14 protein-coding genes are annotated in these 12189 nt (G+C 60.7%); 2 read left to right on the top strand and 12 right to left on the bottom strand.

What is annotated here, in order from left to right; genetic code table 11:
* From QD461_RS36045 to QD461_RS35995, 11 genes are all read right to left on the bottom strand, one after another.
* On the bottom strand, positions 1–438 hold a 438-nt coding region (locus QD461_RS36045; RefSeq protein WP_414091585.1), incomplete at its 3' end, for a filamentous hemagglutinin N-terminal domain-containing protein.
* A gap of 374 nt (positions 439–812) precedes the next feature.
* Entirely contained in the window at positions 813–1568 is a 756-nt protein-coding gene (locus QD461_RS36040; protein ID WP_414091584.1) for an SDR family NAD(P)-dependent oxidoreductase, read from the bottom strand.
* Between the two features lie 16 nt (positions 1569–1584).
* Entirely contained in the window at positions 1585–2343 is a 759-nt protein-coding gene (locus QD461_RS36035; RefSeq protein WP_414091583.1) for an SDR family NAD(P)-dependent oxidoreductase, read from the bottom strand.
* 10 nt (positions 2344–2353) lie between these two features.
* A complete protein-coding gene (locus QD461_RS36030; protein WP_414091582.1) occupies positions 2354–3388 on the bottom strand; it encodes a proline racemase family protein in 1035 nt (344 codons plus the stop codon).
* Positions 3389–3400: 12 nt separating this feature from the next.
* Positions 3401–4876, bottom strand: a complete 1476-nt coding sequence (locus QD461_RS36025; protein ID WP_414091581.1) for an aldehyde dehydrogenase family protein — start codon at positions 4874–4876, stop codon at positions 3401–3403.
* Positions 4877–4909: 33 nt separating this feature from the next.
* Positions 4910–6148: an NAD(P)/FAD-dependent oxidoreductase gene (locus tag QD461_RS36020; RefSeq protein ID WP_414091580.1), complete on the bottom strand. Its 1239-nt coding sequence runs from the start codon at positions 6146–6148 to the stop codon at positions 4910–4912.
* 51 nt (positions 6149–6199) lie between these two features.
* Positions 6200–7078: a dihydrodipicolinate synthase family protein gene (locus tag QD461_RS36015; protein ID WP_414091579.1), complete on the bottom strand. Its 879-nt coding sequence runs from the start codon at positions 7076–7078 to the stop codon at positions 6200–6202.
* Positions 7079–7108: 30 nt separating this feature from the next.
* Positions 7109–7774, bottom strand: coding sequence for an amino acid ABC transporter permease (locus tag QD461_RS36010; RefSeq protein WP_414091578.1), 666 nt, complete (start codon positions 7772–7774; stop codon positions 7109–7111).
* Between the two features lie 9 nt (positions 7775–7783).
* Complete coding sequence (locus tag QD461_RS36005; protein WP_414091577.1) at positions 7784–8446, bottom strand: amino acid ABC transporter permease; 663 nt, start codon at positions 8444–8446, stop codon at positions 7784–7786.
* Positions 8443–9240 carry an amino acid ABC transporter ATP-binding protein gene (locus QD461_RS36000; RefSeq protein WP_414091576.1) on the bottom strand — a complete coding sequence of 266 codons (798 nt, stop codon included), beginning with the start codon at positions 9238–9240 and terminating at the stop codon, positions 8443–8445. The genes QD461_RS36005 and QD461_RS36000 overlap by 4 nt, the downstream gene beginning before the upstream one ends.
* Before the next feature lie 68 nt (positions 9241–9308).
* On the bottom strand, positions 9309–10142 hold the full coding sequence (locus QD461_RS35995) for a substrate-binding periplasmic protein (RefSeq protein WP_414091575.1): 834 nt from the start codon (positions 10140–10142) through the stop codon (positions 9309–9311).
* A 198-nt stretch (positions 10143–10340) separates the two neighbouring features.
* On the opposite strand from QD461_RS35995, the gene QD461_RS35990 reads away from it, so the two are divergent.
* Both QD461_RS35990 and QD461_RS35985 read left to right on the top strand, forming a co-directional pair.
* The gene (locus tag QD461_RS35990; RefSeq protein WP_004119315.1) at positions 10341–11060 is read left to right on the top strand and encodes a GntR family transcriptional regulator; all 720 of its coding nucleotides are present in this window, start codon (positions 10341–10343) and stop codon (positions 11058–11060) included.
* Positions 11061–11855, top strand: a complete 795-nt coding sequence (locus QD461_RS35985) for a pyrroline-5-carboxylate reductase (protein ID WP_414091574.1) — start codon at positions 11061–11063, stop codon at positions 11853–11855. It abuts the gene before it with no gap.
* Between the two features lie 139 nt (positions 11856–11994).
* On the opposite strand, the gene QD461_RS35980 is transcribed toward QD461_RS35985, so the two are convergent.
* Positions 11995–12189: type II toxin-antitoxin system RelE/ParE family toxin (locus QD461_RS35980; protein WP_414091573.1), on the bottom strand; the 195-nt coding region annotated here is incomplete at its 5' end.

Raw genomic sequence — 12189 nt, 5'->3', positions numbered from 1 at the left:
GGTAATGGCAATGCCGTTCGGATTGATCAGATAGACCTGGCCATTGGCATTGATCTGRCCKGMWATGGTCGAMSTYGTCTGGCCGGTCACCCGGTTGAGGATGGCTGAATTGGCATCGGGCTGGACGAAGGTGACGCGGTTGCCCTTGCCGACATCGAAACTCTGCCARTTGACGACRGCGCTGCCGCTCGTCTGGTTGATGGTGAGAGACCCGGCCGATGGCGACCCGATCGTCGCACTGCCGGCGGCCACCTGACCGCCTGACGGCAGTGACTGCGCCAGCACTGCCGTCGAATGCACCAGCGCCGTCGAGGCAAGCAGCGCAACGAGACGGGTCCTATGCGAGAGCGTCATGTGGGTCGTCTGTCGGGTCATTGCCATCACCTTCAGCAGGAGGCCGGCAACCAAAGCCGCAAGCCACTCCTTTCCATCTTCCATTCGTTCGCGATGCCAAGATCGTTCGGCCGAGGCATCGCTCGAAACCAATCGCTCTGAAATTACTGTTGTCGCTAACGTTAGGAACGTTCTGCGAAAGGGCCAACATCCATTTTTGACATGCGATTGGAATTGGATGTTCGAGACGCTGGCGAGGGCCTGAAATCGTCCGGCTGGCTAGAACGATTCGCTCGGCCGATGACAAAGACGTATCCCCTCGGAAGAGGGCATTCCGCGATCAGCGCGGCCGCGCCAAGGTCGCTGGCGTCTCTTCGCTCTTGAGCGGAATCGAACCGGCGCTCCGTAAACTATTTTGGCGCAGCATATAAACTCGCGATGTAAGGCGTACCGGACGCAGATTCGGGATTGTTAACGTTCTAAGCCACCGCCTGTGCTCCGGTGATCTCGACCAGCGATCCACACATGAACGCGGCTTCCTCTGACGCCAGGAATGCGACCAGCGCGGCAACCTCGCTCGGCTTGCCGATACGGCCATAAGGCACCAACCTATCGAGATCGGCGATGGTGCGGCCCGATCGCCTGACACCTGCCTCCAGCATGGGCGTGTGAATTTCCCCTGGGCAGACGGCATTTACCCTCACCTTGTTTGGCGCGTAGTCCCGAGCCAGGTTTTGCGTGAAAGCCGCAACCGCCGCCTTCGTGGTGTTGTAGGCGATGTGGTTGGGCGCCGGATAAAGTCCCCATTGGGACGCCGTGTTGACGATCGCCCCGCCGCCGGCTGCAATCATATGCGGCAGGGCCGCGCGGCAGAGATGGAACATGGAATCGAGGTTAACGGTGAAGCTGTCTTCCCAGTCCTCGTCGGAAAGAGACAGAAGGCTTCCGCGCCGATTGATGCCGGCATTGTTGACGAGGACGTCGATGCGGCCACGAAGATCGAATGCCTGCTCGACAAGCGCGTAGCAGGGGCCTTTCTTCGAAATGTCGGCGGCAATCATGGTCGCGGCACCGCCTTCGGCTTCGATGTCCCTAACGACCTGTGCGGCAGCCTCGGCATTCACGTCAGTGACGACGACGAGCGCTCCTTCTGCGGACAGGCGACGGGCGATTGCCGATCCGATACCGCCGCCCGCACCGGTGACGACAGCGACCTTTTCTTCAAAACGCTTCATGAGAGGCTCCCCTTGTTTACCTGATATAGCTGCCGCCGTTGACGTCGAGCGTCGCTCCGTTGAGCGAGGCCTGCGTGGGACGCAGAACGAAGGCGACAAGTTCGGCGACCTCCGACGGTTCCGCCATTTCACCGATCGGTATGTCAGCGACCGCAGCGCTCTTCCCGTGCTTCGCGACGAAGTCTTCGGCCATGTCAGTTCTCACCCAGCCGGGCGCGACCGCCACCGCCGTCACGCCGTCGGCGCCAAAACTTCTGGCGATCGATTTCGTCAGATTGACAAGAGCAGCCTTCGTCGCGCCATAGGGCATGGCATCGGCGGCATAGCCACGCTGCCCGGCACGGCTTGCCATGTTGACGATGCGGCCTCCGCCGTTTGCCTTGAAATGCCGGATGGCCTCCTTGGAAAGATCTGCCGCTGCGAAGAAGTTGACCTGGAACTCTTTCCGCCATGCAGCCCGCCAGTCATCAGCCGTAGCGTCGATCGTTATCTCCGAGCGGATGCCGGCGTTGTTTACCAGCGCATGCACGCGCCCCGCCGCATCTATCGCCCTCGCCCAAAGTTCGAATGGGCCTTCAGGCCTCGACAAATCCGCCTGGATGATCCAGCCCCGTCCACCGATGCGATCGAGAAGGTGGCGTGCCTTTTCCCTGTCCCGTCCGTAGTGAATGGCCACGCAGGCGCCTTCGGCGGCGAGGCGCTCGACAATGGCGGCGCCGATCCCGCCTGATGCGCCGGTGAGAAGGATCGATTGACCCTCAAGCGGCTTGCTCATGTGCTCCTCCTCATTTCAGCAGATCGACCTGCGGTCCCCAGGTGTCGGATAGGGCGAACCCCGTGGCAAACGGCTCGTCGTCCGCGATGCGAAGTTCGGTACGGCCATAGACATACCCACGGCCCGTGATACGCGGCAGCACTGCTCGCCGCCCGCTGATTTCGGTCTCGCCGATCGCTTGCGCCTGGAACTCGCCACCGATGATGGAGCGCGACGTGCGGCTGTCGCCCACGGATACGATCCCGCGTGCATGCAAGCTCGCCAGATTGGCGGAGCTGCCCGTTCCGCAGGGCGAGCGGTCCACCCTGCCCGGCAGCAGCGTCGTGCAGGTGCGGATGGCGCCGTCCGCTTCGCTGTCGCGGAACATGACATAGGCAATTTCGTTGGTCCCCGGCAGCGTTGGGTGCCTGACCTCGACCTGATCCACAAGAAGCCGCTTGAGCTCGACACCGGCCTCGGCAAGAGCGCGGGCATTACCGGGTTCGATGGCAAGCCCGATCTGACGGACGTCAACGAGCGCATAATAGACGCCGCCGAAAGCGATATCGAGCTTGATCCGACCCCATGCCGGCGTATCGATCTCATGATCGAGCAGCTCTGCGAAACTTGGCACATTGTCGAGACTGACGCTCAGGCAGCGGCCACCCTTACACCTCGCGCGAGCGACGACCAGCCCGGCGGGCGTGTCGAGGCGAACGGTGGTTTCCGGCTCCTGCATCTGCACCCTGCCGCTTTCAAGCAACGCCGTAACGACACAGATGCAGTTGCTCCCCGACATGGGATGTGCCCGATCTGCCTGGAGCACGATGAAGCCAGCATCGGCGTCAGATCGGATCGGCGGCAGCAGGAGATTGACCGACATCGCGACGTTGGCACGCGGTTCGAAAGTGACGAAGCGCCGGAGGCTGTCATCGACCGTGTTGATATGGTTCATCTTGTCCAGCATGGTTGCGCCGGGGATCYCCGGCGCGCCGCCGACAAGCACATGGCCGAGTTCGCCTTGGCAATGGACGAGCAGCAGCTCAAGCGATTTCTCGAAACGCATCGACGCAATCTCCTACTTGATGTACCAGCCCCATGGCTTGTCGGTGACGTATTTGGTGATCTGCTTGGTCTCCAGGTAGTTATCCAGGCCCCAGCGACCGAGCTCGCGACCGATGCCGGATTCCTTGTAGCCTCCCCAGGGTGCCTCGGTGAATGTCGGCTGCGAGCAGTTGATCCAGACGATGCCGGCCCGGAAAGCTGCGGCCACCCGCTCGGCGCGGACGTCATCCTTGGACATGACGGCGGCGGCGAGACCGAAACGGGAGCTGTTGGCAAGTTCGATCGCCTCCTCCTCCGTCTTGAAGGACCGCATGCAGACGACGGGGCCGAAGATCTCCTCGACCCATGCATCGCTGTCGAGCGGAACATCGGTCAGGACGGTCGGCCGGAGAAAGTAGCCCTTGTCGAACCCTTCCGGACGGATGCCTCCGCAGGCGACGGTCGCACCTGCGTTGCGGGCGGCTTCGATTGCGGCAATGACCTGCTCGTATTGGCGCTTGGAGACCAGCGGGCCGAGCAGCACGCCTTCATCGAGGCCATTGCCGATCGCGATCCTGCCGGTTTCCTCTATCAGGCGGGCGAGCAGGCGCTGATAAAGTGCCTCGTGAACGAGAACGCGCGAGGTCGCGGAGCAGACCTGCCCCTGGTTCCAGAAGATGCCGAACATGATCCATTCGACGGCCTGATCTATGTCGGCATCCTCGAAGACGACGAAGGGCGACTTGCCGCCGAGCTCAAGGCTGACGCGTTTGATGTCGCGGGCGGCTGCGGCCATGATCTTCGAGCCGACGGGGCCGGACCCGGTAAAGGCCAGCTTGTCGACCCCCTTGTGATCGATGATCGCCTGACCAGCCACCGATCCGGCGCCGGTGACAATATTGAGGACGCCGGGCGGCAATCCAGCCTCGTCGGCAATGGCGGCGAGTTCCAGAGCGGTAAGGGATGTCAGCTCGGCAGGCTTGAGGACGACGGTGCATCCGGCGGCCAGCGCCGGAGCGACCTTCCAGGCCGCCATCAGCAGCGGATAGTTCCAGGGAATGATGGCGCCTGCGACGCCAATAGCCTCCCTGACCGCTTTCGACGTGAAGCGATCGTCGGCCAAGGCGATCGGTTCTTCAGGATTGTTGTCGAGTTGTTCGGCAAGTCCGGCATAAAAATCGAAGCAGCCCGCCGCGTCGGCGACATCCCAGGCCGCTTCGGAGAAAGGTTTGCCGTTGTCCAGGACTTCCAGGCGGGCAATTTCGGATTGCCGGGCACGAATGCCCTCTGCGATGGCGCGAAGATATTTCGCGCGTTCGGCACCGGTCAGCTTCGGCCAACCGTCCCGGTCGAAGGCACGACGAGCCGCCTTCACCGCCGCGTCGATGTCTTCGGCCGTCGCAGCCGCGATCGTCTGGATCGTCTCCTCCGTGGCAGGATTGGTCACGAGGCAGGTCCCGCCCCCGACCGGCTTCACCCATTTGCCGTCGATGTACAATTCTGTTCGCATGTCAAATTCCTTGCTTTCGGAATGGCGGCCGGCTCAAAAGCGGTCGACGCGATAGGGTTTCATGTCCACGGGCGGCTGGACGCCCGTGACGAGATCGGCCGTCAGCCGGCCTGTTGTCGCCGCGTAAGTCAGCCCGAGATGGCCGTGGCCGGTAGCATACCAAAGGTTTTTTCGCCTGGCGGACGGCCCGATGATGGGCACGGTATCCGGCAAGGCGGGGCGGTGACCCATCCATTCCGACGCTCGGTGGGCCTGCAGCTCCGGCAACGCCTCCCTCGCCCGTTTCACCAGCACCTTGGCGCGACGATAGTCCGGCAGTGCATCAAGGCCCGCCATCTCCACGGTCCCGCCGACCCGGATCCCGCCGGCTGTGGGTGTCACCATGAAGGCTCTCGCCGGCCAGATGACGGAGTGGCGCATGGAGATCCCCGGCTCCGTGATCTGGGTGTGATAACCGCGCTCGGTTTCAAGCGGTATGGGCTCACCGACCGCCCTGGAAAGACGTCCCGTGAAAGCGCCCGCAGCCAGAACGACCTCATCCGCGACGATCTTTCGTCCATCTCGAAGCACCACGGCGGATATATCGCTTTCGCCATGCTCGAATCCAACCGCTTCACCCTGGTCCACGGAGCCGCCGAGCGCCTGAAACTTATCCGCGATGGCGACCACGAGTTTGTGAGGGTCGGCTATCGAGCGGTTGTCGGGAAAGAGGACGGCCTTTCCGATTTTCGTCGTCAGGGCGGGTTCCAGATCGCGTATCGCGTTGGCGCCAATTACCTCATAGCGGAAACCGAAGCGATCCAGGATCTCGATATGCTCCCGATCGGCGCGGAATTCCGCATCGTCAGTGTAAAGACTGAGGCAGCCTTCCTGGCTCAACATGTGCCTTAACCCGGTCTCCGCAAGCAGAGCGTCCAGATCCTCGTGGACGCGCCTGCAGAGCGCTGCCCCTGCGGCTTCCAGGGCGCGGAGCTTCGATGGCCGGCTTGCCGCCAGAAAACGAACGAACCACGGCATCAGCCTCGGCATATAGGATGGCCGGATGCGCACCGGCCCTTCCGGATCGAGCATCCACTTCGGCATCTGCGCCCAGATGCCCGGCCGCGAGGCCGGCATGAATTCGGTGACGGCGATGCTTGCCATGTTGCCAAAGGAAGCACCGGTGCCCGGCGCATTCCTATCCAGAAGCGTGACGACCCTGCCGCGACGCTGAAGCTCGTATGCGATGGCGACGCCGATGATTCCGGCTCCCACGACCACGGTAGATGTCATGACGACCTCATGTTTGCTTAAGGGGCGGAGCGGTCTTGCCGCCCTCATCCTTTACCAGTTCAAGATTGGCTCCATGGCAGCCTTGAACTCGGCCTTCTCATCGGCCGTCAGTTCGCCGAGCGGCGCACGGCTGTTGCCGACCGGCAGGCCCTGAAGCTCGCAGCCATACTTGACCTTCTGCACGAACTTGCCGCTCTCGAGGATGTTCATCGCGCGATAGAGCACGATCATCTTCTCGCGCGCACTTGCGAGATCGCCCGAGCGGAAGGTTCGATCGAGATCGACGCAGGCCTTTGCCATGCAGTTGGCAGGCCCGCAGATCCAGGCATCGGCGCCCCAGAACATGAAGTCGAGAGCAATGTCGTCAGAGCCGGAGATCAAGTTGATACGCCCATTGTAGCGGGAGTGGATATCGACCGCGCGCTGCAGGGAACCAGAGCTTTCCTTGATACCGAGAACGCGAGGGTCGTCGGCGAGCGCATCGAGGATGTCGAATCCTATCTCGATGCCATCCTTATAGGGATAGCTGTAGAGAACGAGGTTGATATCGGTCGCCTGGAGCACCCGGCGAAAATGCGCGAGCAGTTCGTCCTGTGTCGGGCGCGTGTAGAAAGGCGTCGCCAGCAAGACGGTGTCGTAGCCGATCTCCTTGGCCCGAAGAGTATTCTCGATGACTTCGCGGGTTGCCGACGCATTCGTGCCGGCAATCAGGGCCTCGCCTTCTCTGGCGAAGTCCTTGACGAAGCGCAGCACATCGTCACGTTCCGGGTTCGACATTGCGGAATATTCACCTGTCGACCCCATGGGCACCCATCCGGTCACACCGGCGGCGCGCAGCGCAGTCAGATGCTTTTCGAAGGCCTTGAAATCGACCCTGCCGTTCGCGTCGAAGGGGGTGATGAGCGCGGGCATGACGCCGGACAGTTTCATGGAAGTCTCCTGTATGTGAGGCAATTGCGTTTAGAGGGCGAGTTTCTTCAGTATGCGCACCTCGATGAACGAGACGGCTCGCGTCAGCGGAAATGCGATGACGAAATAGATCAGCGCGACGACGGTCAGCACCTCGACGGGGCGCGCTGTATTGTTCGAGATGTTCTGGCCGACGAACATCAGATCGGCCATGCCGACGGCCGAAACCAGGGCGCTTTCCTTGAACAGGCTGACGCAGTTCGAAAGCAGCGTCGGGATCGCGCGCAGGACGGCCTGTGGAAGCACGACGTTGACGATCTGGATATTCCGCGGGAGTCCGAGCGCAACACAGGCGTCCATCTGCTCCGATCCAATCGACCTCAGACTTGCGCGAAAGGTCTCGCTGGTGATCGCACCCATATAGAGGGTCAGCGCAATCACACCCGATGCGAGGTTCGACAGCTCGACACCGAGCAGCAGAGGCAGGCAGAAGAAGATCCAGAAGAGCTGGATGAGCACCGGCGTCCCGCGAAAGAACTCGACATAGATGCTGGAAACAGCCCGCATCGCGACGTTGCCGGAGGTTCTGGCGAGACCCACCAGAAAGCCGAGGGAGCATCCGAGCACAATGCAGATGAGCGTCAATTTGATCGTCATCCAAAGGCCGAGCAAAAGCGCATGCTCGAAGCGGAGAAGGATCGAGAAATCGAGTGTCATCGTGGCCTCCTAGCTGACGAGAAGTTGCCGGCGGCGTTCAAGGAAGCCGACGATCTGCGTGATCGGGAAGGACACGGCGAAATAGATGAGCGCGACGACCGTGAATGTCTCGATCGGTCGGTACGTTTCCGTCGCAAGCGTCTTTCCCTGGTACATGAGATCCTGGATTGCGACGATTGCGACCAGGGCGCTCTGCTGGAAGATGACGATGCCGTTCGTCAGCAGGATGGGGATCGAGGCACGGAATGCAGTTGGGAAGACGATGTAGAGCACGCGCTGCAACGGCGACAGGCCGAGCGCGATACCGGCGTCAAGCTGCTCGCGTGGAACCGCCTGGATCGCCGCCCGATAGGCCTCGGCATTGAAGGCCATGAGGTTCAGCCCGAGCGCCAGCACACCCATGGTGATCGGATCGAGGAAGACGTCGAAGATCATCGGGACGCAGTAGAAGATCCAGACGATCTGAACGATGGCTGGCGTGCAGCGGAAAAACTCGACGAACAGCATGAATGGCAGGCGGACCGGCCGGTAAGGGCTCATGATCAGAAGGGCGAGCACAAAGCCCAGACCGATACCGATGACATTGGCCGCCGCGGTCAGTTCCAGAGAAACCCAAAGGCCCTGCAGGAGCGGCGCGATCGAGACCGCGTTGAAGTCGAAGGCGTAACTCATGCAACCGCCCCCTGCTGCTTGATGTGAAAGACGCGGTCGATAAATTCCTTGGTTCGTTCCTCCCGGGGAGAACCGAGCACCTGTTCGGGAGGGCCGTCCTCGACGACAACGCCGCCGGCACAGAAGATCACGCGCGAGGCGATGTTCCTCGCAAACCACATGTCGTGGGTCACGATCATCATCGGCATGTTCTGCGATGCCAGCTGAAGGATCACTTGTTCGACCTCGCTCACAAGCTCGGGATCAAGCGCCGACGTGACCTCGTCGAAGAGCATCAGCTTCGGATCCAGCATCAGGGCGCGTGCGATGGCGACGCGCTGCTTCTGGCCACCGGAAAGCTGGGCTGGATAGGCTTTGGCCTTTGCTCCCAAACCGAACCGCTCGAGGAGAGCCTGGGCGCGGTTCACGGCCTGCGTCTTGGCTTCCCGGCGCACCTTGCATGGCGCAAGAACGAGGTTTTGCATCACGTTCAGATGCGGAAAAAGCGTGTAGTGCTGAAAGACCATGCCGATCGACCGGCGGACCTCCGTATCGATGAGCGTCTTTTTACCCAGGCCTTCGGACGAAATATAGGCTTTCCCATCGAAGCTGATCGACCCGCTATCTATCTGCTCGAGGCCCATCATCACCCGGAGCAGCGTGCTCTTGCCGCCGCCGCTCGGGCCGATGACCACGACGCGCTCACCGGGCTTCATTTCGATGTCGATGCCTTTCAGCACCTGGACGGCTCCGTTGCCGTAGCTCTTGTGGAGCGCCTGCATTTTAACGAGGGGGAGACTGAAAGACGTGGTCATGGCCGATCTCGGTTTATCTGAACAGCGAGAGGGTACGCCGGCGACAAAGCGCCGACGTCGGGCGGAACTTATTTTGCGCCCTTGAGAACTTCGCCGACGGCCTTGCGGATCAGTTCGTCGACATGACCGGTGGCCACCCTCTCCTCGAGAAAGATGTTAGCGACTTCGACATCCGAGGCCGACATGCTGTGCGGCAGGCCGAAGGAGACGCCTTGCTTGGCAAGCGCAGGCTTCGGGTTCAGGGCCACGGCCCAATCGGGATTTGCCTGGGTGAGAAGCTGGTTGGTATCGGATGCGTCGACCAGAATGTCGGCTCGCTTCGAGGTAAGGGCCAGCCGCGTCTCGTCATTGCCCGGAAGGCGCATGATGGTTGCGCTTTTCACGGCTGCAGAGATCGCCTTGTCCTGGGCCGTGCCGGACATGACTGCGATCGTGACGCCAGTTTTGTCGATGTCGGCGACCGAGACTGCAGTCGCCGGGATCTTCGGATTGTTCTTATTGTAGGCGAGCGAGATCTGATACTCCATCGCCGGGATCGAGAACTGGACCGCCATGGCGCGGGTCGCCGTGCGGTTCAGCGCCAGCGAGACGTCCCATTTGCCGGCCTGAAGACCGGCAACGATATTGTCCCATGTCGTATCGACAAACTGCGGCTTCACCTTGAGCACCTCGGCGAATTCCTTGCAGAGATCGGCAAAGAAGCCCGAATATTCGCCGGTTGCCGGGTCGCGCATGACGTAGGGCGGAGCAACCGCCGCGCCGCACCTCAAGACACCGGCCTTCTGCACGCCCTGCCAATAGCTATCGGCGGTCTGAGCATAGGCGCTGGTTGCGGAAACGCCTGCCATAAGGGCGAGCGCGGGCAACGCCCGCAAGGCGGACGTGATCAACTTCGAAAGCATCGGCATTCCTCTTTTGCTGTGCGCGAAGCGCGGTTCCACTCGTCGGCTTTGGCCGTTTCTTCTCGATTCTTCTGTCGGCTTCGTGTCGACTGGCAAATTTATGTCAACACAGTGTCGACAAAGTCAAGCGAAAAAGTTACATTGCCGACACGCTGTTTTTCTGGCCCAATGTCATATGTGTGAACGAAAGGGACTTAAGTGTCTGACGAGACTGAAGTGAAACGGGTCCGGGGAACCGGCTGGAAAAGCGTCTATGAAACGCTGCGCAACGAGATCCTCGCCCTCACCCTGCCGCCGGGTCAGCTTCTCGATGAAACAACACTGGCCGAGCGCTTCGACATGTCGCGATCGCCGGTGCGCGAAGCCTTGATCCGCCTGGGCGCGGACGAACTCGTCGTGACATTGTCCAACCGCAGCACGATCGTCGCGCCCATCGAAGTGGGAAGCTTTCCGAAGTATGTGGAGGCGCTCGACATCGCCCAGCGAATGAACACGCGCCTGGCGGCGGCGCTTCGAACCGATACCGACCTCAAGCTGATTGCCAAACGGGAAAAGGCATTTGCGACCGCCGTGAAAGTCGGAAATCATCTGGCGATGTCGGAGGCGAACAAGGAATTCCACATGGCGATTGCCTATGCGGGAAAGAACCACTATCTGGCATCTTTCTATGAGAAGCTCCTGTCGCAGGGTCAGCGCATGCTGCACCTGCATTTCGAATATCTGGAACGCACCCACGAGGGGTATCTCCTCACGGACGAGCATAGCCTGATGCTGGAGGCAATTCGGGATAAGAACGTCGACCTGGCAGATGAACTCGCCCATGCTCACACACGGCAATTCCAGGATAACTTCATCAATTTCATGCGCGAGAACTATACCACCGATGTCCCGCTCGGACCCGCGCGGGCTGCGGAGTAGATGGCAGATATGAAAACGATAGGCTTTGTCGGAACCGGTGCGATCGCCGAAGCTATGGTGCACGGCCTCCTGGCCGAGCCGGCACATGTCTCTAAGGTCTATGTCTCGCCCCGCAACGCGGACATCGCAGCAAGGCTTGCCGCCAAATTCGACGACGTCACCGTGGCAGCAGACAACCAGACGGTGGTTGATCGCAGCGACATTGTGGTCCTCGCCATACGTCCGCAGATCGCCGAAGAGGTGATACGCGCGCTCCGTTTCAGGAATGAACAACGCATCGTCAGCGTCATCGCCACGATGGGGCGGCAAAACCTGCTCGACTGGATCAGGGCGGAGATAGACCTCGTACAGGCGATCCCCTTGCCTTTCGTCGCAGATCGCCGGGGCGTGACAGCGATTTACCCTCCCAATCCTGAAATAGCTGCCCTGTTCGACGCGCTTGGCACGGCTGTTCAATGCGAATCCCGAAAGGAATATGATCTTCTTGCTGCTGCCAGCGCCATGATGTCGACCTTCTTCGGGGTCATGGAGTGGACGACCGACTGGCTGGAAAACAACGGGCTCGATCGATCAAAGGGGCAAGCTTATATTGCGCCGCTGTTTGAGAGCCTCGCACTGCGGGCCAATGAAGGACCCGTCCATTCGTTTCATACGCTCAGCGAAGAATTCGCAACGAAAGGCGGGCTGAATGAGCAGGTCCTGTCGGATTTTGAGACGAAGGGTGGGCGCGCCACACTGGTGTCGGCGTTGGATCGGGTCTTAGCTCGCATCGAAGGACGCAGTACCGACATCTGAGAGCATGGCTTGTTATAAACGAACTTAGCTTCGGATCCCATCACGTTGTTGCCTTGACCACATTTACGATGTGGCTGCCAATATTGCTCTTGATGGGATCCGAACTGGCGACCCATTGACCCAGACACGAGTTGGAAGCCTAGCTGGTTGGAATAGTGTCTGGCCATTCCTGCGCGCCATGAAGTATGCGGAGAATACGAACCGCCGATTGCGTTTCAGCATAAGCTGCGACGTATGGGGTACCGTTGAWCACCAGTTCGCGCGTCCCTGCAATTCTGCCAACACGACCACTCGCGGGAAAATCCATTAAGCGACGAGCGGCCGCGACGATCCG

The organism is Rhizobium sp. BR 314, from assembly GCF_047445805.1.
GTDB classification, from domain to species: domain Bacteria; phylum Pseudomonadota; class Alphaproteobacteria; order Rhizobiales; family Rhizobiaceae; genus Rhizobium; species Rhizobium lusitanum_B.
Note: the sequence above shows the minus strand (reverse complement) of the source record. Positions and strands in the feature narration are given on the sequence as shown.